Here is a 21446-nt window from a genome sequence, read left to right as displayed (position 1 = left end):
GCCGTGCACTACTCCCCTCAGAAAAAATCCCGGACAGCAGTGCGTGAAAACGGGGATGACGACAAGGGGGATGGGGGGATGGGTATGTCGGTGCAATTCGCGCTTCGTGGTTCGACAGGCTCACCATGAAGCGCGACCCGACCGCCGCGCAGGCCTCTCCATCGCTTCATGGTGAGCCTGTCGAACCAGGAAGCGACCGACGCGGCGACAGACCTCCCGGCGCTTCATGGTGAGCCTGTCGAACCAGGAAGCGACCGACGGCACGGCAGCGGAGCAGCCCATGGAAGATCTCATCCAGTCGATCGTCGAGCGCATGGGGACCCTGACGCCGCAGCTCAGGCGCGCGGCGCGCTTCGTCGTCGATCATCCGGCCGAGGTCGCCATGGCCTCGATGCGCCAGGTCGCGGCCAAGGCCGAGGTCACGCCCTCGACCATGCTGCGCCTGGCCCAGGCGCTCGGCGAGCCGAGCTACGAGGCCTTCCGCGGGCGCTTCCAGCAGGTGCTGCGCGCCGGTGCCGGCGCCTACCCGGACCGGGCACGCGGCCTGCAGCGCATGGGGCAGTCGGCGCGCGAGGCGGAGATCGCCGAGAGCTTCCGGGGCGCGCTCGGCGGCAACGTCCAGCGCGCCTTCGACGCCAACCCGCCCGAGGCCTTCGCCGCCGCCGCCGCCCTGCTCCGCAAGGCGCCGCGCAGCTTCTTCTTCGGCATGCGCGGCTGCTACGGCATCGTCCACTACGCCTACCTGGTCGCCCGCATGGTGCTGCCGCAGGCCTCGCTGGTCAGCGATGCCGGGGGCGTCGCCATCGACGACCTGGCGCTGGCGCGACCGGGCGACTGCCTGCTGTCCGTCGGCCTGACGCCCTACGCCGAGGCCACGGTGCGCTGCACCGCCTTCGCCCGCGAGCGCGGCCTGGAGGTCGTCGCCGTCACCGACAGCCGCGCCTCGCCGCTGGCGCCGCTCGCCACCCAGCTGCTGCTCGCCTCGACCGAGAGCCCGCAGTTCTTCCCCTCGATGAGCGGGGCGCTGGCGACCCTGGAGGGCCTGCTCGGCTACCTGGTCGCCCAGGGCGGCCGCCCGCAGATCGCCCGCATCGAGGCGCACCAGCCCTTCCACCGCCAGCTCGGCACCTTCTTCGACGAGGAGCGGCGGTAGCGCTGAAACAACTGTTGCATAAGGGGCGCCACCGGTTCATTTGCGCTGTCGCGCTTCGCTTTCCGTAAACCCTTTGCTAACCTTGCCGCCTCCGGCCGCGCCCCGGGCGACGGCCGGCCCAACAGTGGAGGCAGAAACGAAATGAACGGGTACATCCGAACGACGGCGCTGGGCGCGACGGCCGCGCTCGCCCTTTCCCTGGGCGCGCTTGCCGCCGCCGGGACCGCCGAGGCGACGACGCTGCAGGAGGTCAAGGACAAGGGCACGCTCGTGGTCGGCGTCAAGGCCGACTACAAGCCCTACGGCTACCTCGATTCCGACGGCAAGATCGTCGGCATCGAGCCGGACCTGGCCAAGGACGTCGCCGACGAGCTGGGCGTCGAGCTCGAGCTGGTGCCGGTCCAGTCCTCGAACCGCATGCAGTTCCTGGAGCAGGGCAAGATCGACCTGATGATCGCGACCATGACCGACACCCCGGAGCGTCGGAAGGCGGTGCTGATCGTCGATCCCAACTACTACTCCTCGGGCACCAACGTGCTGGCGCCGAAGAAGGCCGGCTTCAAGGAGTGGACCGACCTCAAGGGCGCGCCGGTCTGCGGCATCCAGGGCGCCTTCTACAACCGCAAGACCGAGGAGGAGTTCGGCGCCGAGATCGTCGCCTTCAAGGGCACGGCCGAGGCGCTGACCGCGCTCAGCCAGGGCCGCTGCGTCGCCTTCGTCTACGACGACTCCTTCCTGATCTCGAAGCTCGGCGAAGCCGAGTGGTCGGAGTTCGAGATCCCGCTCGAGACCATCGACGACGCCCCCTGGGGCCTCGCCGTGGCGCCGGGCGCCGAGGACTTCGCCGCCTTCATGAGCGACCTGGCCAAGGAGTGGCACAAGAGCGGCCGCATCCTGGAGCTGGAGAGCAAGTACGGCGTCGAGAACACGCCCTTCGCCAAGAAGATGCACGAAGAGCACAAGGGCAGCTAGAACCTCTCGAGAGCAGCCGGGCGGCGCCCAGGCGCCGTCCGGCGGCCTTGCCGGCAAGGGATCGGGGGAGACGGCCGAGGTGGACTGGAGCTGGGCTTTCGAGTGGGCGCGCACGCTCTCTGAGCAATCCGGCGTCAACCTGACCTTCGTCTACGACTCCTACGACCGGGACCGCCTGGCGCGCGGCTTCCTGAACACCGTCTACCTGTCGCTGGTCTGCCTGTTCCTCTCGGTCGTGATCGGCGTGCTGGGGGCCTGGCTGCAGGGCTCCAAGCTGGTCTGGACCCGGCGCATCGTGCAGGGCTACATCCAGTTTTTCCGGAACACGCCGCCGCTGGTGCAGCTCTATTTCTTCTACTTCGCGATCGGCAGCCTGATGCCGACCTACGAGAACCGCTTCGGCTTCCAGGAGCCGATGCTCGACAACTTCGCCTGGGCGGTGATCTCCCTCTCCTTCTTCGCCGGCGCCTTCAATGTCGAGATCTTCCGCTCGGGCATCGAGGCGGTACCGGCGGCGACGGTCGAGGCCGCCGAGTCGCTCGGCTACAACCGCCTGCAGGCCTACCGCTACATCGTCCTGCCGCTGGCCTTCCGGGTCTGCCTGCCGGCGCTCAACAACAACCTCGTCAACCTGGTCAAGACGACGACCCTGGCCTACGCCATCGCGGTGCCCGAGATGCTCTACATGGCCAACCAGATCTGGTCGGACTCGGTCAACGTGCCGGAGACCATGACCTTCCTGCTGTTCGCCTACGTCTTCCTGGTCGGCCTGCTGGTCTGGGCGATGCACGCCTGGGAGCGCTCGATGCGCATGCCGGGGTACGGCCGGTGAGCCGCCGCGGCGGGCCGCCCCGGGATCTGGCCGGCGAGACCGACCTGCCGGTGCTGCTGCCGGCGGCGGCGGCCCTGCAACACCGGGCGCGGCGCGAGCGCGAGCTGGGCGCCGCCCTGCCGCGGCTGACGTGGCGCCACGGCCTGGTGCTGCTGCTCGGCCTGCTGGTCTCCGCCGGCCTCGCCCAGGCCCAGGCCGGCGCCGCCAAGGAGCCGGTGCTCGAAGTCATCGTCCGCTGGCTGCCGGTGCTGCTCGAGGGCTTCCTCTTCAACATCGTCATCTCGGTGCTGGCGATGGCCTTCGGGACCCTGGTCGGCACCTGGCTGGGGCTGATGCAGATCTCGCTGCTGCTGCCGGTGCGCGCGGGCTCGTGGGTCGTCACGCAGTTCTTCCGCAACGCGCCCTGGCTGGTCCTGCTGTTCTACTGCATGTTCCTGCTGCCCTTCGAGCTGCGCATCCTGGGCCTGACCGTCCCCTTCCCGGACTGGCTCAAGGCGACGATCGGCCTGTCGCTGCCGGTCGTGGCCAACGTCTCGGAGATCGTGCGCGGCGCCGTCAACTCGATCCCCTCGGGCCAGTGGGAGGCCTCGGAGTCCCTGGCCTTCAACCGCCGCCAGGTGCTCTGGATGATCATCCTGCCGCAGTGCGTGAAGCGCATGCTGCCGCCCTGGATGAACCTCTACGCGATCCTGACCATGGCGACGGTGCTGGCCTCGGTCGTCGGCGTCTCGGAGATGATGACCCAGGCCGGGCGCGTGCTGGCCGCCGAGAACCGGCCGGAGCTGCTGATCCCGATCTACAGCTTCGTGCTGCTCTGCTTCTTCCTCTACTGCTATCCGATCGCGCGCTGGACCGTCGCGCTCGAGCGGCGCTTCCAGGTCAGACTCTAGAAGAGGTATCGCCCATGGCCTGGAACGCCGAGCAGCCCATCGTCTCCTGCAAGGACGTCCACAAGTCGTTCGGGGCCATCGAGGTCCTCAAGGGCGTCACCCTCGACGTCGCCAAGGGCGAGACGATCTGCGTCATCGGCCCCTCGGGCTCCGGCAAGTCGACGCTGCTGCGCTGCATCAACGCGCTGGTGCCGATCGACAGCGGCTCGATCACCGTCGAGGGCCAGGAGGTCCACGACCCGAAGCTCGACAAGCTCGCGCTGCGCCGCAAGGTCGGCATGGTCTTCCAGCAGTACAACCTCTTCCCGCACAAGTCGGCGCTGCAGAACGTCATGATGGCGCCGGTCACCGTGCTGAAGCAGGATCGGGCCGAGGTCGAGCAGCGCGCCTACCGGCTGATGAAGAAGGTGCGCCTCGAGGGCAAGGAGCTGGCCTACCCCGGCGAGCTGTCCGGCGGGCAGCAGCAGCGCGTCGCCATCGCCCGCGCCCTGGCCATGAACCCAGACGTCATGCTGTTCGACGAAGTCACGGCCGCGCTCGATCCGGAGACCGTGAAGGAGGTGCTGGTCACGATCCGCGAGCTCGCCGAGGAGGGCATGACCTGCATCCTGGTCACCCACGAGATGGGCTTCGCGCGCGAGGTCGCCGACCAGATCTACTTCACCGACCGCGGCGTGATCGTGGAGCAGGGCCCGCCGGCCGATTTCTTCGCAAGTGCGAAGGACCCGCGCACCCGGGAATTCCTCAGCCAGATCCTCTAAGGCCGCCCCCGGCGCGCAAGGTCTTCAGGCGGTCAAGCTGCTCCGGAAACGTCCGAGAAAACGCAGAATTTTCCAATCCGTTAACTATGCGAGCGCTCACTCACGCACTCGCGGCACCGCAGCTTTGCCGTTTCGTCACTAATTTCGGCAGTAGTGCTGACCTATATTCCATGTTGCGCCGCAGCATAAGAAGGCGGCACCGTTTAGGGCGGAACACCCTCCACGCAACGAATGCCAGGAGGTCAGCGACATGACGAAGGAATTCAACCAGATCGACGAGCGCTTCAAGGCGCTGTCCTACGACGAGCTCATGGACCTCGTCGAGCGCGGCCGCCAGATGCGCTCGCGCGCCATGCACGACTACGCGGTCGGGCTCGGCGCCCTGCTGCGCCGCAGCTTCGAGAAGCGCGGCGCGGGGCACAAGCAGCCGAATCTGAAGGCGACCCACGCCTGATCGGCCGGCCACCGGAACGTCGCGGTCCCGTCAGGGACCGTTGAAGCGCACCGCGCCCAGCTCGGCCACGTCGTAGCCGCCGAGCTGTGCCGCGCGCTGCGCCACGGCGCCGCCGCGTGCGAACTCGAGCAGTCGTTGAAACGGCGGCTCGAAGTAGTCGCGCCGCTGCAGCAGCAGGTCGAAACGTTCCTCGACCAGCGGCAGGAAGCCAAGCTGCAGCTGGCGCGCCACCGCCTCGACCGCGAGGCCGGCATCGGCGCGCCCTTCGAGCACGGCAAGGCCGACGTCGAGCTCGCCGCGCGCCGTCGCCTCCCCATAGTCCAGGCTGTCCTCCGCGACCCCGGCCTCGCCCAGCAGATGGGCGAGCAGCAGCCGGCTGCCGGCCTCGGCCTGTCGCCGCGCGAAACGCAGGCCGGGCCGTACCAGGTCGGCGAGCGAGGCGACGCCGAGCGGATTGCCGGCGGCGACCACCAGCCCCTGGCGGCGCCGCGCCCAGGCGATCGCCACGACCGGCCGGCCCGGCAGCGCGCTTTCGATGGCCGCCCGGTTCCAGGTCCGGCTCTCGGGATCGAGCACATGCAGGCCGGCCGCCAGAGCCTCGCCGCGCGCGAAGCGCGCCAGCCCGTCGAGGCTGCCGCCCGGCAGCAAGGCCAGGCCGCAGCCGCTTTCGCGGACCGCCCAGTCGAGCAGCGGATCCTGGCTGCCGGCGACGACCGGCGGCGGGGCCGAGGCCGGCGGCGAGCCCTCCAGGTGCCGGGACAGCCAGAGGTCGATCAGCGGCTTGGGGAACAGCCACTTGCCGGTGACCCGGGTGCAGGGGATGGCGCGCTGGCGCACCAGCTCGTAGATCCGCCGCTCCTTGAGGCGCAGGTAGTCGGCGACCTCCCGGGTCGTCATCAGCTCCGAGGCATCGCCCGTCATCCCGTCGGGCTCCGGCCTTGCAGGGCGGCCTCGCTTCCTCCGTGTGCCAAGGTGCTTTTCCTCCGGTGTGGCGCGCGATCATAGCTGCGGCGAATGGCCCAGGAAAATTGGGGATGTTCGGGCGCCCCCTTTTGCTAGATTGCGGCCAAGCAAGGCACCGGAACGACGGGCCCCTCGAAGGGACCGCGCTCGGCGAAGGGAGTGACCGCCATGGAGCTGCGCGGCAAGCGCGTGCTCGTCTGCGACTGCGAGAAGACGATGCCCCTGGACGGCGACAAGCTGGCCAAGGCCTGTCGGGCCGTGGGCGCGACTGGCAGCCTCGACATCAACACCCAGCTCTGCCGGGCCCAGCTCGGCAACTTCCAGCAGGCCGCTCTGGGCGAGGGACCGCTGCTGGTCGCCTGCACCCAGGAGGCGCCGCTGTTCGGCGAGCTGGCGGCGGAAGACAACCCGGCGGCCGAGCTCGAGTTTTTCAACATCCGCGAGACCGCGGGCTGGTCCGAGGCCGCCAAGGCGGCGACGCCGAAGCTGGCGGCCCTGATCGCCGCGGCCACGGTCGAGCTGAAGCCGGCGCCGACGGTCACCATGACCTCCGAGGGCACCTGCCTGATCTACGGCCGCGACGAGCGCGCCCTGGAGGCCGCCGAGCAGCTCAGGGGCCGGCTCGACGTCACCGTCCTGCTGGCGGAGGCGGCGGACCTGCTGCCGCCGCAGCGCATGACCGTGCCGGTCTTCAAGGGCCGCATCGTCTCGGCCAGCGGCCACCTCGGCGCCTTCGCCGTCAACGTCGACGGCTACGCCCCGGCGCAGCCCTCCTCGCGCGGCGCCTTCGCCTTCGAGGCGCCGCGCAACAACGCCTACTCCGAGTGCGACCTCATCGTCGACCTGACCGGCGGCACGCCGCTGTTCCCGGCTCACGAGCGGCGCGACGGCTACTTCCGGCCCGATCCCGAGAATCCCGCCGCCGTCCAGAAGGCGCTGTTCGAGGCGGCCGACTACGTCGGCGAGTTCGAGAAGCCGCGCTACGTGCGCTACGACCCGGACATCTGCGCCCACTCGCGCAGCCGCAAGACCGGCTGCACGCGCTGCCTGGACCTCTGCCCGACCTCGGCGATCGTCTCGGCCGGCGACATCGTCGCCTTCGACCCCTACGTCTGCGCCGGCTGCGGCCAGTGCGCCGCCGCCTGCCCGACGGGCGCGGCGACCTACAACCTGCCCGGCCCCAACTCGCTGCTCGACAAGCTCAAGGTGCTGCTCGAGGGCTATCGCGCGGCGGGCGGCAAGAAGCCGGTGCTGCTGGCGCACGATGGCCGCCACGGCGCCGAGACCATCAGCCTGATCGCCCGGCTCGGCCGCGGCCTGCCGGCCGAGGTGCTGCCGCTCGCGGTCAACGAGACGACCCAGCTCGGCATCGACTTCCTGGCCTCGGCCTTCGGCTACGGCGTCAGCCAGGTCGCCGTGCTGATCGACCCGCGCAAGCGCGACGAGCTCGGCGGCCTCGCCGGCCAGGTCGGCCTGATCGAGACGCTGCTCGACGGCCTCGGCTACGGCGGCGGGCGCGTCCTGCTGCTCGACGACCCCGATCCCTCGGCAGTCGAGGCGCAGCTCTGGTCCCTGCGCGACCTGAAGGCCCTGCCGGCGGGCACCTTCCTGCCGCTCGGCGGCAAGCGCACCCGCACCATGCTGGCGCTGCGCCACCTGCACGACGAGGCGCCGACCCCGCAGGACATCCTGCCGCTCGGCAAGGGCGCGCCCTTCGGCGCGGTCCGCGTCGACACCGCCGGCTGCACCCTCTGCCTCGCCTGCGTCGGCGCCTGCCCGACCGGCGCGCTGATGGATGCCGAGGACAAGCCCTGGCTCGGCTTCACCGAGGAGGCCTGCGTGCAGTGCGGCCTCTGCGCGAGCACCTGCCCGGAGCAGGTCATCACCCTGGAGCCGCGCCTCAACTTCACCGACGAGGCGCGCGGCGCGGTGGTGCTGAACCAGGAGGAGCCCTTCAATTGCGTGCGCTGCGGCAAGCCCTTCGGCGTCGAGCGCTCGATCGAGCGCGTCGCCGAGCAGCTCGCCGGCCGCCACTCCATGTTCCTCGAGGGCAACCGCATCGAGCGCATCATGATGTGCGAGGACTGCCGCATCGTCACCGAGATGGAGGACCAGAACGCGCCGCTGCGGGGCGCCGACCGTCCGCTCGTCCGGACCACCGACGACGACCTGCGCGAGCGCGAGCTGGCCGAGCGGGCCAACGCTCCCGGCAAGGGCGGCGGCAAGGGCTCGCTGCACTGAGGCCGCTTCGGGAGCCTCAGCGACTAGCTTGCAGGTAGGCGATCAGGTCGGCGCGCTCGGCGGCGTCGAGAATCGGCATCGCGGACATCTCGGTCCCGGGCACCAGCTGCTCCGGCGCGGCCACGGAGCGCTCGAGCAGCTCGCCCGTCCAGGCGCCCTGCCGCTCGGCGAAGCGCCGCATCGCCTGGGAGTAGTCGAAGCCCTCCTGCGCGGCCATGGGGCGGCCGACGACCCCGCGCAGGTTCGGGCCCTGCAGGCCCTCGACCTCACCCGGCTCGACCGAGTGGCAGGCGTAGCACTTCTGGAAGACCAGCTCGCCGCGCGCGCCGCTGCCGTCCTCTGCCGCGGCGGCGCCGGGCGCGACGACAGCGCCAGCAGCAGCGGCGCAATGCGCCCGGACGGCCGGCGCCGGCCGCTCACCGGCCGGTCTGGATGACGAACAGCCTGTCCGCGCCCGATTCCGGGAACCAGACCTCGCCCTCGCGGCCGAGGATCTGGCGCACGTTGGCGCCGGGCTGCGTCTTGGGCACGGTCTCGAAGGTCTCGCTCTCGGGGTCGAAGGCGTGGATCGCGTCGCCGCCGAAATCGGAGACCCAGACGATGTCGCGCTCGTCGACGTAGACGGCATAGGCCTTCGGCGCCTCGCCGGGCAGCGGCCACTCCCGCCAGCTGTCCGCCGCCCGGTCGTAGAGCGACAGGCGCCCGGTGTTCCACTGCGCGACCCAGAGCCGGCCCGCGCTGTCGGACCAGACACGGCGCGCGCCCTGCCCCTTCTCCTCGGGCTCGTGGAGCTCGAGCTCGCCGCCCGGCCCCTCGATCCTGGCGATGTAGCTGCCGGCCAGCGAGGAGTACCAGACTTCGCCCCCGGGCGTCGCCGCGATGCCGTAGGGACCGCGGCCGCGCGGCGCCTCGAAGACCCGCATCTCCTCGGTCTGCGGGTCGAAGCTGCCGTAGACGCCGTTCTGGCCGGTGAACCACAGCAGGCCCGCGCTGTCGAAGGCGGCGGTGTTGAGGTTGGTGTAGCCGGTCTCCTCCGGCAGCGGCCAGACGTCGACCCGCCCGCTGTCCGGGTCGTAGCGCACGATGGCGTTCTGGCCGCCGTCGGTGATCCAGGCGTCGCCCGTGGGGCCCTGGATCACGCCGTGGGGGCGCGAGCCTTCGCCGAGCGGCACCTGGCGGACCTCGCCGGTCGCAGGATCCAGGATGCCGAGCGCGCCCTGGTGCTGGGCCGTGTACCAGACCTTGCCGTCCGGGGCCGGCGCGACGTCGTGCGGCCGCGCGCCCTCGGGCAGCTCGAAGACCTGTTTCTCGTAGGCCTCGACGGGAAAGGCCACCGAGAGCGCCAGGACCAGGGTCAGGGCGCCGACCGAAACGATGTTGGATCGCATCTGCTGCCTCCACGCCTGCTTGCCTTCCTGAGATCTACCGCGCGCGCCGGATTTCAACCGGCAAGGCACGCCCCGAGGCCTTGCCAAGCGCCCGGCGAAGCGACATCGTCGCGCCATGCCCGACAGGCCAGAACCCAGGCTCGACCCCCGGCTCCACGCCTACCGCGAGGACCTCGCCGACGCCCGGCTCGCCGGCCGGGTCGAGGCGCGCCGCTGGTCCGAGGGCCGGCCAGCCCAGGTCGCCGCGGGAATCGTCGCGCTCCACCGCCGGCCGGAGCCGGCGGCGCCGCTCGACAGCCAGCTCCTGTCCGGCGAGACCCTGCGGGTCTTCGAGACCCGGGCCGGCTGGAGCTGGGTCCAGAACGAGGCCGACGGCTACACCGGCTACTGCCGCTCCGCCTGCCTGTCGGCGGAGGTCCGCGCGCCGACCCACCGCGTCGTCGCCCTCTCGACGCCGGTCTTTCCCGAACCGACGATCAAGGCGCCGAGCAGCGAGCGCCTGAGCTTCTGGGGGTCGCTTGCCGCCGTCGGCGAGCGCGGTCGCTTCCTGGAGCGCGCGGAAGGCGGCTGGATCTTCGCCGGCCACCTGGCCGAGACGGGCTGGCGCGAGCCCGACCGGATCGCCACCGCCGAGCGCTTCCTCGGCCTGCCCTACATCTGGGGCGGCCGCTCCGGGCTCGGCGTCGACTGCTCCGGCCTGATCCAGCTGTCCTTCGCCGCGGCCGGCCGGGCCGTGCCGCGGGACAGCGACCAGCAGGCGGCCAGCGAGGCCGTCGGCCGCGCCCTTCCCCTCGATGCCGTGCCCGAGCGCGGCGACCTGGTGTTCTGGAAGGGCCACGTCGCCCTGGCCCTCGGCGAGGGCGCCGTGCTCAACGCCACGGCCTTCCCGCTGATGACGGTGATCGAGCCGCTGGCCAAGCTCCACGCCCGCGCCTGCCAGGACAGCCCCGACGGCGTCGTCGCGCTCCGCCGACCGGAGTGAGCGGCGCTCAGCGCCCGTCGTAGTCGGATAGGTCCGCGGTCTCGCTGCGGTCGAAGTCGACGTGGATGTGGTTGGCGTCGGGGTCGAGGAAATTGACCTGGCGCTGCTCGTTGCCGGGCACGATGCGGACCCAGTAGGCGACCTTGCAGGCGCGCAGGTGCGCCAGGAACTCCGCCAGGCCTTCGGCCGCGAAGGCGAAGTGCTCGAGCCTCGGGTCCTCGGCGGCGCGCGGGCGGGTCTCGCCGACCAAGTGGACGACGGGGTGCTCGCCGCAGTAGAGCCAGGCGCCGGGGAAGTCGAAGGGCGGCCGCCAGCCGAGCTCGAGCCTCAGTACCTCGCCGTAGAACCCGATCAGGCCATCGAGGTCGGCGGTGCGCAGGTTGACGTGGCTGAGCTGGGTGAGCGCCATGGCTCCAGTCTAGCCCATTCGCTGGCGCCAGGAAAACGGCTACCGGCCCGCTGCCGCCGCTCGTGCCGCCAAGCACTCCGCAGTTCCCTGGCGGCGGTCGGCGGGCAGCGGGCCGGTTGCTCCCTCGCCCGGGCGGCAGCGCCGCCGGGTCGTCGGATGTCTTGCTACTCCGCGGCCTGCCGGCGCGGCAGGTCGGGGTCGTAGTCGAGGTTCGGCGCCAGCCAGCGCTCGGCCTCCTCGAGGCTCCAGCCCTTGCGCGCGGCGTAGTCCTCGACCTGGTCGCGGCCGATGCGCCCGACGCCGAAGTAGCGCGCCTCCGGATGGCCGAAGTACCAGCCCGAGACCGAGGAGGCCGGAGTCATGGCGAAGCTCTCGGTGAGCCGGATGCCGAGCGCCGGCTCACAGCCGAGCAGCGAGAAGAGCGTCGCCTTCTCGGTGTGGTCCGGGCAGGCCGGGTAGCCGGGCGCCGGGCGGATGCCGCGGTACTTCTCGGCGATCAGCTCGTCGTTGCCCAGTGCCTCTTCGGGGGCGTAGCCCCAGTAGCGCTTGCGCACCTGCTCGTGCAGCCATTCGGCCGAAGCCTCGGCCAGCCGGTCCGACAGCGCCTGCACCAGGATCGACTCGTAGTCGTCGCCGGCCGCCTTGCGCTCGGCGGCGAAGCGCTCGACCTCGCCGCCGGCGGTGACGCAGAAGGCGCCGATCCAGTCGGCCTTGCCCGAGTCCGCCGGCGCGACGAAGTCGGCGAGGGAGATGTTCGCCCGGTCGCCGTCGCGCGCCATCTGCTGGCGCAGCATGTGCAGCTCGGCCAGGGTCTCCTTGCGCTCCGCGTCGGCGAAGATCCGGATGTCGTCGCCCTCGGCGGCGGCCGGCCAGAAGGCGCAGCGCCCTCGCGGCCGGATCAGGCCCTCGCCGACCAGGCGGTCGAGCATCGCCAGGGCGTCGGCGTGCAGGCTGCGCGCCGTCTCGCCGACCTTCTCGTCGTCCAGGATCTTCGGATAGCGGCCGTGCAGCTCCCAGGTCTGGAAGAAGGGCGTCCAGTCGATCCTCTCGATCAGCGCGTCGAGCGGCAGCGCGTCGAGCTGCACCGGCTCCAGGCCCTGGGCCGGCACCGGCGGCTCGTAGGCCGCCCAGTCGATCGCCACGCCGTTCCTGCGGACCTCGGCGAAGGGCGCGCGCGGCGTGCCGGGGCCCTTCCGAGCGAACTTCTCGCGCATCGTCTCGTAGTCGGCGGCGACCTCGGCGACGTAGCCGTCGCGCAGGCCCTTGCTGAGCAGCTTGCCGGCCACTCCGACCGCGCGCGAGGCGTCGGCGACGTAGACCGTCGGGCCCTGGTAGTTCGGCGCGACCTTGACCGCGGTGTGGATCTTGCTGGTGGTGGCGCCGCCGATCAGCAGCGGCAGCGTGAAGCCCTCGCGCTGCATCTCGGAAGCGACGTAGCGCATCTCGTCGAGGCTCGGCGTGATCAGGCCGGAGAGCCCGATGATGTCGGCCTTCTCGGCGCGCGCGGTCTCCAGGATCTTGCCGCAGGGCACCATCACGCCGAGATCGACGACCTCGTAGTTGTTGCACTGCAGGACGACGCCGACGATGTTCTTGCCGATGTCGTGGACGTCGCCCTTGACCGTCGCCATCAGGATCTTGCCCTTGGCGCTGGTGTCGCCGTCGGCCTTCTTGCCGGCCTCGATGTAGGGCAGCAGGTAGGCCACGGCCTTCTTCATGACGCGGGCCGACTTGACGACCTGGGGCAGGAACATCTTGCCGGCGCCGAACAGGTCGCCGACGACGTTCATGCCGGCCATCAGCGGCCCCTCGATGACCTCCAGCGGCTTGTCGGCGCGCTGCCGCGCGGCCTCGGTATCTTCCTCGATCCAGTCGAGGATGCCATGGACCAGGGCGTGCTCCAGGCGCTTCTCGACCTCGGCCTCGCGCCACGAGAGGTCGACCTCCCGCTTCGCCGTCCCGCCGGCCCTGTACTGCTCGGCGCTCTCCAGCAGCCGGTCGGTGGCGTCCTCGCGGCGGTTCAGGATGACGTCCTCGACGCGCTCGCGCAGGTCGGCGGGAATGTCGTCGTAGACCGGCAGCTGGCCGGCGTTGACGATCGCCATGTCCAGCCCGGCGGGGATCGCGTGGTAGAGGAAGACCGCGTGCATCGCCTGGCGCACCTGCTCGTTGCCTCGGAACGAGAAGGAGACGTTGGACAGGCCGCCCGAGGTCCGGGCGTGAGGCAGCTCCGCCTTGATCCGCCGGATCGCCTCGATGAAGCCGCGGGCATAGTCGTTGTGCTCGGCGATGCCGGTCGCGATGGCGAAGATGTTGGCGTCGAAGACGATGTCCTGGGGCGGCATGCCGACGGTGCCGGTCAGCAGCTCGTAGGCGCGCTTGCAGATCTCGAACTTGCGATCGGCGGTGTCGGCCTGGCCCTCCTCGTCGAAGGCCATGACCACCACGGCGGCGCCGTAGCGGTGCAGCTTGCGCGCCTGCTCCAGGAACGGCTCCTCGCCCTCCTTCAGGGAGATCGAGTTGACCAGGGGCTTGCCCTGGACGCACTGCAGGCCGGCCTCGATGACGCTCCACTTCGAGGAGTCGATGACGATCGGCACCCGCGCGATGTCGGGTTCCGAGGCGATCAGGTTCAGGAAGCGGCGCATCGCCGCCTCCGAATCCAGCATCGCCTCGTCCATGTTGACGTCGATCATCTGCGCGCCGTTCTCGACCTGGTCGCGCGCGACCTCGAGCGCCTCGTCGTAGCGGTCCTCGAGGATCAGCTTCTTGAACTTCGCCGAGCCGGTGACGTTGGTGCGCTCGCCGATGTTGATGAATGTTGCCTGGGTCTTGTCCTGCATCTGCTCGCTCATGACGCCATCCGGAAGGGTTCGAGGCCGGACAGGGTGAGCGCCGGCGGCAGCTCCGGGACGACGCGCGGCGCCAGGCCGGCGACGGCGGCGGCGATCGCGGCGATGTGCTCCGGCTTAGTGCCGCAGCAGCCGCCGACGATGTTGACCAGACCGTCACGTGCCCAGGGCCCGAGGTGCTCGGCCATGGACTCCGGGGTCTCGTCGTAGCCGCCGAAGGCGTTCGGCAGCCCGGCGTTGGGGTGGGCCGAAACGCGGGTCTCGGCGACCCGCGACAGCTCGCCGACGTAGCTGCGCAGCTCCTTGGGCCCGAGCGCGCAGTTCAGGCCGACGGAGAAGGGCCGCACGTGGGCGACCGAGATCCAGAAGGCCTCGGCGGTCTGGCCCGAAAGGGTGCGGCCCGAGAGGTCGGTGATGGTGCCGGAGACCATCACCGGCCACTTGCAGCCGAACTCCTCGAACAGCTCCGAAACCGCGAAGAGCGCGGCGCGGGCGTTGAGCGTATCGAAGACCGTCTCGACCATCAGGATGTCGACGCCGCCTTCGAGCAGGCCGCGCGCGGACTTGCCGTAATCGGCGCGCAGCTTCTCGAAGCTGGTGTTGCGGAAGCCCGGGTCGTTGACGTCGGGCGACAGTGAGGCCGTGCGCGAGGTCGGGCCGAGCACGCCGGCGACGAAGCGCGGCCGCTCCGGGGTCGCGACCGCCTCGGCGGCCTCGCGGGCCAGCCGGGCGCCCTCTCGGTTCAGCTCGAACGACAGCTGAGACAGGCCGTAGTCGGCCTGGCTGACCTCGGTCGAGTTGAAGGTGTTGGTCTCGACGATGTCGGCGCCGGCCTCCAGGTAGTCCCTGTGGATCTGCCGGATCATGTCGGGCTGGGTCAGGGTCAGCAGGTCGTTGTTGCCCTTGACCTCCCGGTCGTAGTCGGCGAAGCGCTCGCCGCGGTAGGCGGCCTCGTCGAGCTCGAGCAGCTGAATCATGGTGCCCATGGCACCGTCCAACACCAGTATGCGCTCGGCTGCCGCGGCCTCGAGCAGCGCGCTGCGCTCGGTCACCCTGGCCTTGTCGATCTTTACGTCACTTGTCATCACTTCGCGCGCGCCGCTTGCGGCCGCTTGTCGTCCGACCTCGCTCGCGCGCCCTCTTCTGGTTTCGGGGGGCTCGATTCGCCCCGGTCAGGCGACCTCGGCCATGGCCGGGTCGAGATGCAGGCTCGAGGAGGGCGGCGTGACCTCGTCGACCACCGCCGGCCTGCGCCAGCCGGTGAAGGGCCGCCAGCCGTCGTCGGAGATGGCGCGCAGGGCGCGGTCGAGCTTTGCCGTCGCCGCCGGGCTGTCGCCGCCGCCGATCAGGTTGACTTCCTCCTCGAGCGCCGCCTTCAGCCAGTCGCGCTTGCCGGTCTTGGCCTCGGCGCCGCCATGGCGCGAGCGGATCAGGCCGTCGGCCAGGCCGAGCGCGTGCTCGGAGAACTCGACGCCCTGGTGGCCGCGCTGCAGGAAGACCGGCGCCAGCGCCTTCAGCTTCTGCTTGGCCCGCCGCGCGCCGCGCAGGAAGGCCGGGGCGCGCCCGGTGCCCGGCACCATGTCGATGGCGACGCCGTCGACGCCGCCGGCCAGCAGGCCCTCGACCTGGACGGCCACGGCCGCCTCCAGCTCCGCCGGGGCGGCATCCCAGCCCTGGTCGCGCACGACGCCGAGCACGAAGCGGCGCCGGCCGCGGCCGGGTACGGAATCGACCGCCTCGCAGGCCAGCTCGGCGGCGGCGTAGTTCAGGTAGAAGGCCTGGTCGGCCAGGTCCCAGCGCGCCAGGCTCAGCGGCGAGGCCTGCAGCGAGTTGGTGCGGATCACGTCGGCGCCGGCGCGCAGGTAGGCGCGGTGGCTCTCGCGGACCAGCTGGGCGCGCGTCAGGTTGAGCAGCTCCAGGCAGTCCTCGACGCCGTTGAGGTCGCGCGCGACGTTGAGCTGGGCGCCGCGCAGCTGGCGCGCCAGCGACCCGTCGGTCAGCAGGACGCGCTGGTCGATCGCCTCGATCAGGGTGCGCATGGTCAGGCCGCCTCTTGAAGCGCCGGCCGGATGCCGAGCAGGCGGCAGACGGCGTAGGACAGGTTGGCGCGGTTGAGAGTGTAGAAGTGGAACTCCTCGACGCCCTCGCTCATCAGCCGCTGGCAGAGCTCCGCGGCGGTGTGCGCGGCGACCAGCGAGCGGGTCTCCGGGTCGTCGTCGAGGTCGGCGAAGCGCTCGTGCAGCCAGGCCGGCACGCCGGCCCCGCACTTGGCACTGAACTCCAGCAGCTTGGCGAAGTTGGTGACCGGCAGCACGCCGGCGACCAGCGGCTTGTCGATGCCGGCCGCCTGCGCCCGGTCGCGGAAGCGCAGGAACACCTCCGGGTCGAAGCAGTACTGCGTCACCGCCCGCGCCGCGCCGGCGTCGAGCTTGCGCTTCAGGTAGGCGACGTCGGCCTCGGGCGAGGCGGCGTTGGGATGGGTCTCGGGATAGGCGCCGACCGAGATGTCGAAGTCGGCGATCTCGCGCAGCCGCCCGATCAGCTCGACCGAACTGCGGTAGCCCTCGGGGTGCGCCTCGAAGCCGCCGGCCATGTTCGGCATGTCGCCGCGCAGCGCGACCAGCCGCCGGACCCCGGCCTCGGCGAGGCTGCGGGCGACGGCATCGACCTCGCCGCGGGTCGCGCCGACCAGGGTCAGGTGCGCCGCCGTGTCGATGCCGCGTCGGTTGAGGCCGGTGACGATCTCGAAGGTGCGGTCCTTGGTCGTGCCGCCGGCGCCGTAGGTGACGCTGCAGAAGTCCGGACCGAGCGCGTTGAGTCGCTCGGCGGTCTCCCAGAAGCGCTCCTCGGGCGCGCCCGGGGCCGGCGGGAAGAACTCGAAGGAGATCCTGGGGGAACTGTCCCCCGACTTGGCGGCGGCCGTGGCCGGGGACGTTGCGGAGGATGTGGCGGGGGATGTGGCGGGGCTTCGGGTCATGGCGTCAGCCGACCTCCCTTGTCTGCCGGGCGCCCGTTCGGTCGGACGTCAGCGTGTCGTTGGCGGGGCGCCGCGCCGTCCAGAGGCAGACGGTGAGCGGCTCGCCGGGCAGCCGCTCGGGCGCCTCGGCGACCAGCCCGGCCTGCTCCAGCAGGCGCGCCATGCGCGCCTCCGAGAAGCCGAGCCAGCGATGGGCGTGGTTCTCGCGCAGCTCGCTGCGGTCGTGCTCGTCGAAGTCGACGACGATCAGCCGGCCGCCGGGCCGCAGCACGCGGGCCGCCTCGGCCAGGGCGACGCCGGGATCCTCGACGTAGTGCAGCGTCATGTGCAGCACCGCGCCGTCGAAGCGCGCGGCCGGGAATGGCAGGCGGCCCATGTCGGCGTGGCGCAGCTGGCAATGCCTGAGGCCGGCCCGGAACACCTTGGCCCGGGCGACCTTGAGCATGTCGAGCGAGCGGTCGATGCCGATCGCCGCCGCGACCTTGTCGCCGAGCAGCTCCAGCACGCGCCCGGTGCCGGTGCCAATGTCGAGCAGCTCGCCGACCGGCTCGCGGCCGATCAGGCGGCGCAGCGCGGCCTCGACCCGGGCCTCGTCGACGTGCAGCGCGCGCACCCGGTCCCAGTCGGCGGCGTTGCGCTTGAAGTAGGACTCGGCCTTGACCGCCCAGCCCGCGCGCACCTCCTCGAGCCGCTTCAGGTCGAGCGCGTGCTCGGGGTCGCTGTCGGGGATCAGGTCGACGATCTGGCGGCCGAGCGCCGCCACCGGCCCGCGCTCGGCCAGGCGGTAGTAGGCCCAGTTGCCCTCCTGCTGGCGCTCCAGCAGCCCGCCCTCGACCAGCAGCTTGAGGTGCCGCGACACGCGCGGCTGGCTCTGGCCCAGGATCTCGACGAGGTCGCTGACGGTCAGCTCGCCGTGGGCGCAGAGCGCCAGAATCCGCAGGCGCGTACCTTCGGCCACGGCCCGCAGGCCCTGAAGCAGTCGTTCGAGTGAGCTGTCGATCTCCATAGCCATATAAGGATATCTTTATGCCGTGATCCAGGCAAGGGAAATTTCTCGTACCGCCCGGGGGAACCATCGGCCGGCGAGAAGGCTCTTGAAACAGACCGGGGTTTGCCGCAAATCCGGCGCATTCCGGGCCATATCAGCGATGGTCACCCGAACGTCCGGATCGAGGTCGGAAAACAGCCGTATGCAGAAAGCTTTGAGCCGTCGCGCCCTGCTCGCCGGCAGCGCCGCCGTGACTTTCCTTTCGACGCTGGCGGGCTTCCCGGTCCCGGACGGCCGCGCCCGGGCGCAGACGGCGGGCGCTGAGACCGCGGGGCCCCGCCTGGGCGATCCCCGACCGTTCGATCGCGGCGCGTTGCTCGATCGTGCCCGTGCCCTGGCCGGCGAGCCCTACGAGGCGCCCCAGCCGAAGGCCGCCGAGGCGCTCGAGCAGGTCGACTACGACGCCTACAACGTCCTGCGCTACCGCCCGAGCCGCGGGCTGTGGCTCGGGGAGACGCGCCACCCCGTGCAGTTCTTCCACCTCGGCCGCTACTTCCAGCTGCCGGTGACGATCTACGAGGTCGAGGGCGCGGTCGCCCGCCCGGTGCTCTACGACCCCTCGCTGTTCGACTACGGCGACACCGGGCTGGAGTCCGCCCTGCCCGACGACCTCGGCTTCGCCGGCTTCCGCTACATGAACCCCGGCGAGCCGCCGACCGACTGGCTGGTCTTCCTCGGCGCCGCCTACTTCCGGACAGCTGGCCCCTTCGGCCAGTACGGCCTGTCGGCGCGCGGCGTGGCGATCGACACCGCGACCGACGACGGCGAGGAGTTCCCGCGCTTCACGGAGTTCTGGCTGGAGAAGCCGGCGCCCGCGGAGAATGGCGCCGACGACCGCCAGGTCGTGATCCACGCGCTGCTCGAGGGCCGCTCGGTGGTCGGCGTCTACCGCTTCGTGGCGCGCAACGAGAACGGCGTGGTCATGGAGGTCGAGACGACGCTGTTCCTGCGCCGCGAGGTCGAGCGCCTGGGCATCGCGCCGCTGACCTCGATGTTCTGGTTCTCCGAGACCAACCGGCACCGCGCCCCCGACTGGCGTCCGGAGATCCACGATTCCGACGGTTTGGCGCTCTGGACCGGCGCCGGCGAGCGGATCTGGCGGCCGCTCAACAACCCCGAGCGCCTGCAGGTCAACGCCTTCGTCGACAACAACCCGCGCGGCTTCGGGCTGATGCAGCGCGACCGCGACTTCCGCAACTACGAGGACGACGGCGTCTTCTACGACCGCCGCCCGAGCCTGTGGGTCGAGCCGCTCGGCGAGTGGGGCGAGGGCGCCGTCGAGCTGATCGAGATCCCGACCAACGACGAGATCCACGACAACATCGTCGCCTTCTGGCGGCCGCAGACGCTGCCGGCGCTGGGCCAGCCGCTCAGCCTCGCCTACCGGCTGCACTGGGTCGCCGACAACCCCTACCCGGCAGGCGACAACGGCCGGGTGCTGTCGACGCGGATCGGGCGCGGCGGCGTGCCGGGCCAGGAGCGCCCGAAGGGGGTCAAGAAGTTCGTCGTCGACTTCGCCGGCGGCCCGCTCGGCGGGCTCGGGCGGGAGACGCCGGTCGAGGCGGTGATCGCCGCCTCGCGCGGCGAGATCGTCGACAAGTACGTCCTGAAGGTCGTCGGCACCGAGCGCTGGCGCGCGGTCTTCGACCTGGAGGCGGGCGGCGACGATCCGGTCGACCTGCGCCTCTACCTGCGCCTCGGCGAGCAGACCCTGACCGAGACCTGGCTCTACCAGCACCTGCCCTTCGACTTCCCGGCCTAGCCGGGCGGCCTCAATTGACCGGGCGGTTTCAGTTGACCGGGCGGTCGCGCGGCAGGTAGCGGCCGTCGGCCAAGCCGGCGAAGGCCTTGGCGATCTCCGGGTGGGCGACCGGCCGGCCGCTGTCGTCGGGCAGCAGGTTCTGCTCCGAGACGTAGGCGACGTAGCTGGTCTGCTCGTTCTGGGCGTAGAGGTGGTAGTAGGGCTGGTCCTTGGACGGCCGGACCTCCTCGGGGATCGCCTGCCACCATTCCTCGGTGTTGGCGAACACGGGGTCGACGTCGAAGATCACGCCGCGGAAGGGGAACAAGCGGTGCTTGACGATCTGGCCGATCTCGAACTTGGCGGTACGCACGGGCATGTCTGGACTGAATCCGGCTGTCTCGGGCGGGACACATAACATCGGCAGGGCCTGGGGCAAAATCAAACCCCCGTGGGCGGGCCGATGCCTCGCCGCCTCCGCCCCCTACAGCTCCGGCGTCGCCCGGCGGCGCCTGAAGCGGCCGAGCAGGCCGAGCTTGGCCTCGCGGTGGGCGATGTAGAGGCCGCTGGCGATCAGCACCGCGGCGCCGCTCCACAGGGTGCCGGCCGGCACCTCGCCCCAGATCAGGTAGCCGAGCGCCGAGCCCCAGAGGATCGAGGCGTAGTCGAAGGGCGCCAGCACGGCGGCGTCGGCGTAGCGGAAGGCGGCGGTGACGATCAGCTGCGCCACGCCGCCGAACAGGCCGAGGCCGATCAGCAGCAGCCAGCTGAAGAGGGCCGGCGTGACCCAGACGAAGGGCAGCGCCAGGCCGGTCACGGCGACCGAGATCACCATGTACCAGAAGACGATGGCGGTCGGCGTGTCGGTGCGGTTGAGCTTGCGCACGGAGATCAGCACCAGGGAATAGAAGAGCGTCGCCATCAGGACCAGCAGCAGCAGCGGGTCGAAGCCGGCGGCCCCGGGCTGCACGATCAGCAGCACGCCCAGGAAGCCGACGACGACCGCGGCCCAGCGCCGCGGCCCGACCGGCTCGCCGAGCAGCCAGGGCGACAGCGCGGTGACGAACAGCGGGCAGGTGAAGGAGATCGCGATTACGTCGGCGAGCGGCAGGCGCGCGTAGCAGTAGAAGAAGGTGCCGAGCGAGATGATGCCCGCGATCGCGCGCCAGACGTGCTGCCACGGCCGGTTCGGCCGCAGCACCTCGAGGCTGCCGGCGCGCCAGACCACGAAGGCGACCGGCAGCAGCGCGAAGAGGTTGCGGAAGAACAGCACCTGCTCGGTCGGCACCGAGGGCCCGATCGCCTTGACCGAGGAGTTCATGACCGCGAAGAACAGCGTCGAGAGCAGCATCAGGGCGATGCCCTTGCCGGCCTGCCCGACGCCGTGGCCGAACCCGGCGCCGGCCAAGCCGCCGCGACGGCCGGCCGCCGTGCCTGGAGCCGGGCCAGGGGCTGCGGCTGGAGCGGGATCGGCGGTCGGGCCGAGGGAGGAAGCGGGACGCTCGGGAGGGGTCATGCTGGAGCCCCAGCCTAGTGCCGCCGCCGGGCGAATCCAGCGCCGATGCCGCAGGCCCCCTGCCCGCCCCCTGCATGCCCGCCCAGGCGTTATGCCGGATGCCGCGGGGACCGCCTCGGAACCCGCGGCGCGCCGGGGCATTCAGCTTGACAGCCGAGCCGCCGCCGCCCTATAGCGTCGGCCTCCTGGCGGCGGGGTAGCTCAGTTGGTTAGAGCAGCGGAATCATAATCCGCGTGTCGGGGGTTCAAGTCCCTCCCCCGCTACCA

20 protein-coding genes and 1 tRNA gene are annotated in these 21446 nt (G+C 71.1%); 10 read left to right on the top strand and 11 right to left on the bottom strand.

Annotated features, from left to right (window positions below):
* Positions 1–280: 280 nt before the first annotated feature.
* The 6 genes from WD341_RS15475 (at position 281) to WD341_RS15450 (ending at position 5062) form a co-directional block, all read left to right on the top strand.
* A complete protein-coding gene (locus tag WD341_RS15475; RefSeq protein WP_368426375.1) occupies positions 281–1153 on the top strand; it encodes a MurR/RpiR family transcriptional regulator in 873 nt (290 codons plus the stop codon).
* A gap of 141 nt (positions 1154–1294) precedes the next feature.
* Positions 1295–2125 (top strand): transporter substrate-binding domain-containing protein, encoded by an 831-nt coding sequence (locus tag WD341_RS15470; RefSeq protein ID WP_368426374.1) that lies wholly within the window; start codon positions 1295–1297, stop codon positions 2123–2125.
* A gap of 79 nt (positions 2126–2204) precedes the next feature.
* Entirely contained in the window at positions 2205–2957 is a 753-nt protein-coding gene (locus WD341_RS15465; protein WP_368426373.1) for an amino acid ABC transporter permease, read from the top strand.
* Positions 2954–3847 (top strand): amino acid ABC transporter permease, encoded by an 894-nt coding sequence (locus tag WD341_RS15460; RefSeq protein ID WP_368426372.1) that lies wholly within the window; start codon positions 2954–2956, stop codon positions 3845–3847. Before WD341_RS15465 ends, WD341_RS15460 begins: the two co-directional genes overlap by 4 nt.
* Positions 3848–3861: 14 nt before the next feature.
* Positions 3862–4608 (top strand): amino acid ABC transporter ATP-binding protein, encoded by a 747-nt coding sequence (locus WD341_RS15455; protein WP_368426371.1) that lies wholly within the window; start codon positions 3862–3864, stop codon positions 4606–4608.
* A 250-nt stretch (positions 4609–4858) separates the two neighbouring features.
* Entirely contained in the window at positions 4859–5062 is a 204-nt protein-coding gene (locus tag WD341_RS15450) for a hypothetical protein (RefSeq protein ID WP_368426370.1), read from the top strand.
* Between the two features lie 30 nt (positions 5063–5092).
* On the opposite strand, the gene WD341_RS15445 is transcribed toward WD341_RS15450, so the two are convergent.
* The gene (locus tag WD341_RS15445; RefSeq protein WP_368426369.1) at positions 5093–5983 is read right to left on the bottom strand and encodes a substrate-binding domain-containing protein; all 891 of its coding nucleotides are present in this window, start codon (positions 5981–5983) and stop codon (positions 5093–5095) included.
* Between the two features lie 210 nt (positions 5984–6193).
* Here WD341_RS15445 and WD341_RS15440 point away from each other — a divergent pair, with 210 nt between their 5' ends.
* Entirely contained in the window at positions 6194–8266 is a 2073-nt protein-coding gene (locus tag WD341_RS15440; RefSeq protein ID WP_368426368.1) for a 4Fe-4S binding protein, read from the top strand.
* 16 nt (positions 8267–8282) lie between these two features.
* Here the strand turns inward: WD341_RS15440 and WD341_RS15435 are convergent, their stop codons facing one another.
* Together WD341_RS15435 and WD341_RS15430 are read right to left on the bottom strand one after the other, a co-directional pair.
* Positions 8283–8579, bottom strand: coding sequence for a cytochrome c family protein (locus WD341_RS15435; protein ID WP_368426376.1), 297 nt, complete (start codon positions 8577–8579; stop codon positions 8283–8285).
* Between the two features lie 103 nt (positions 8580–8682).
* On the bottom strand, positions 8683–9654 hold the full coding sequence (locus tag WD341_RS15430) for a hypothetical protein (protein ID WP_368426367.1): 972 nt from the start codon (positions 9652–9654) through the stop codon (positions 8683–8685).
* Positions 9655–9769: 115 nt separating this feature from the next.
* Here WD341_RS15430 and WD341_RS15425 point away from each other — a divergent pair, with 115 nt between their 5' ends.
* Positions 9770–10636, top strand: coding sequence for an NlpC/P60 family protein (locus WD341_RS15425; protein WP_368426366.1), 867 nt, complete (start codon positions 9770–9772; stop codon positions 10634–10636).
* A 7-nt stretch (positions 10637–10643) separates the two neighbouring features.
* Here WD341_RS15425 and WD341_RS15420 read toward each other — a convergent pair whose 3' ends face one another.
* The 6 genes from WD341_RS15420 to WD341_RS15395 all read right to left on the bottom strand — a co-directional run bounded on the left by WD341_RS15420 (position 10644) and on the right by WD341_RS15395 (position 17886).
* The gene (locus WD341_RS15420) at positions 10644–11045 is read right to left on the bottom strand and encodes a VOC family protein (RefSeq protein ID WP_368426365.1); all 402 of its coding nucleotides are present in this window, start codon (positions 11043–11045) and stop codon (positions 10644–10646) included.
* A 164-nt stretch (positions 11046–11209) separates the two neighbouring features.
* Entirely contained in the window at positions 11210–13900 is a 2691-nt protein-coding gene (metH, locus tag WD341_RS15415) for a methionine synthase (RefSeq protein WP_368426364.1), read from the bottom strand.
* A complete protein-coding gene (locus WD341_RS15410) occupies positions 13897–14982 on the bottom strand; it encodes a homocysteine S-methyltransferase family protein (RefSeq protein ID WP_368426363.1) in 1086 nt (361 codons plus the stop codon). Before WD341_RS15410 ends, metH begins: the two co-directional genes overlap by 4 nt.
* Before the next feature lie 87 nt (positions 14983–15069).
* Complete coding sequence (locus WD341_RS15405) at positions 15070–15936, bottom strand: homocysteine S-methyltransferase family protein (RefSeq protein ID WP_368426362.1); 867 nt, start codon at positions 15934–15936, stop codon at positions 15070–15072.
* 2 nt (positions 15937–15938) lie between these two features.
* The gene (metF, locus tag WD341_RS15400) at positions 15939–16874 is read right to left on the bottom strand and encodes a methylenetetrahydrofolate reductase [NAD(P)H] (RefSeq protein WP_368426361.1); all 936 of its coding nucleotides are present in this window, start codon (positions 16872–16874) and stop codon (positions 15939–15941) included.
* A gap of 4 nt (positions 16875–16878) precedes the next feature.
* Positions 16879–17886: an ArsR/SmtB family transcription factor gene (locus WD341_RS15395; RefSeq protein WP_368426360.1), complete on the bottom strand. Its 1008-nt coding sequence runs from the start codon at positions 17884–17886 to the stop codon at positions 16879–16881.
* A 178-nt stretch (positions 17887–18064) separates the two neighbouring features.
* On the opposite strand from WD341_RS15395, the gene WD341_RS15390 reads away from it, so the two are divergent.
* The gene (locus WD341_RS15390) at positions 18065–19684 is read left to right on the top strand and encodes a glucan biosynthesis protein (RefSeq protein WP_368426359.1); all 1620 of its coding nucleotides are present in this window, start codon (positions 18065–18067) and stop codon (positions 19682–19684) included.
* Between the two features lie 28 nt (positions 19685–19712).
* On the opposite strand, the gene hspQ is transcribed toward WD341_RS15390, so the two are convergent.
* Together hspQ and WD341_RS15380 are read right to left on the bottom strand one after the other, a co-directional pair.
* Positions 19713–20042: a heat shock protein HspQ gene (gene hspQ / locus WD341_RS15385; RefSeq protein WP_368426358.1), complete on the bottom strand. Its 330-nt coding sequence runs from the start codon at positions 20040–20042 to the stop codon at positions 19713–19715.
* A 105-nt stretch (positions 20043–20147) separates the two neighbouring features.
* The gene (locus WD341_RS15380) at positions 20148–21071 is read right to left on the bottom strand and encodes a DMT family transporter (RefSeq protein WP_368426357.1); all 924 of its coding nucleotides are present in this window, start codon (positions 21069–21071) and stop codon (positions 20148–20150) included.
* A gap of 298 nt (positions 21072–21369) precedes the next feature.
* On the opposite strand from WD341_RS15380, the gene WD341_RS15375 reads away from it, so the two are divergent.
* Positions 21370–21446, top strand: a tRNA-Met gene (locus tag WD341_RS15375).

The organism is Tistlia sp., assembly GCF_040905785.1.
Classification (GTDB): Bacteria; Pseudomonadota; Alphaproteobacteria; order Kiloniellales; family DSM-21159; genus Tistlia.
This window is presented reverse-complemented; position numbering and strand designations above follow the sequence as displayed.

Excerpts from the sequence above, each read along its gene's own strand:
- WD341_RS15475 (WP_368426375.1), top strand. The coding sequence starts at position 281 with ATGGAAGATCTCATCCAGTCGATCGTCGAGCGCATGGGGACCCTGACG.
- WD341_RS15470 (WP_368426374.1), top strand. The coding sequence starts at position 1,295 with ATGAACGGGTACATCCGAACGACGGCGCTGGGCGCGACGGCCGCGCTC.
- WD341_RS15455 (WP_368426371.1), top strand. The coding sequence starts at position 3,862 with ATGGCCTGGAACGCCGAGCAGCCCATCGTCTCCTGCAAGGACGTCCAC.
- WD341_RS15450 (WP_368426370.1), top strand. The coding sequence starts at position 4,859 with ATGACGAAGGAATTCAACCAGATCGACGAGCGCTTCAAGGCGCTGTCC.
- WD341_RS15445 (WP_368426369.1), bottom strand. The coding sequence starts at position 5,983 with ATGACGGGCGATGCCTCGGAGCTGATGACGACCCGGGAGGTCGCCGAC.
- WD341_RS15440 (WP_368426368.1), top strand. The coding sequence starts at position 6,194 with ATGGAGCTGCGCGGCAAGCGCGTGCTCGTCTGCGACTGCGAGAAGACG.
- WD341_RS15430 (WP_368426367.1), bottom strand. The coding sequence starts at position 9,654 with ATGCGATCCAACATCGTTTCGGTCGGCGCCCTGACCCTGGTCCTGGCG.
- WD341_RS15425 (WP_368426366.1), top strand. The coding sequence starts at position 9,770 with ATGCCCGACAGGCCAGAACCCAGGCTCGACCCCCGGCTCCACGCCTAC.
- WD341_RS15420 (WP_368426365.1), bottom strand. The coding sequence starts at position 11,045 with ATGGCGCTCACCCAGCTCAGCCACGTCAACCTGCGCACCGCCGACCTC.
- metH (WP_368426364.1), bottom strand. The coding sequence starts at position 13,900 with ATGAGCGAGCAGATGCAGGACAAGACCCAGGCAACATTCATCAACATC.
- WD341_RS15410 (WP_368426363.1), bottom strand. The coding sequence starts at position 14,982 with ATGACAAGTGACGTAAAGATCGACAAGGCCAGGGTGACCGAGCGCAGC.
- WD341_RS15405 (WP_368426362.1), bottom strand. The coding sequence starts at position 15,936 with ATGCGCACCCTGATCGAGGCGATCGACCAGCGCGTCCTGCTGACCGAC.
- metF (WP_368426361.1), bottom strand. The coding sequence starts at position 16,874 with ATGACCCGAAGCCCCGCCACATCCCCCGCCACATCCTCCGCAACGTCC.
- WD341_RS15395 (WP_368426360.1), bottom strand. The coding sequence starts at position 17,886 with ATGGCTATGGAGATCGACAGCTCACTCGAACGACTGCTTCAGGGCCTG.
- WD341_RS15390 (WP_368426359.1), top strand. The coding sequence starts at position 18,065 with ATGCAGAAAGCTTTGAGCCGTCGCGCCCTGCTCGCCGGCAGCGCCGCC.
- hspQ (WP_368426358.1), bottom strand. The coding sequence starts at position 20,042 with ATGCCCGTGCGTACCGCCAAGTTCGAGATCGGCCAGATCGTCAAGCAC.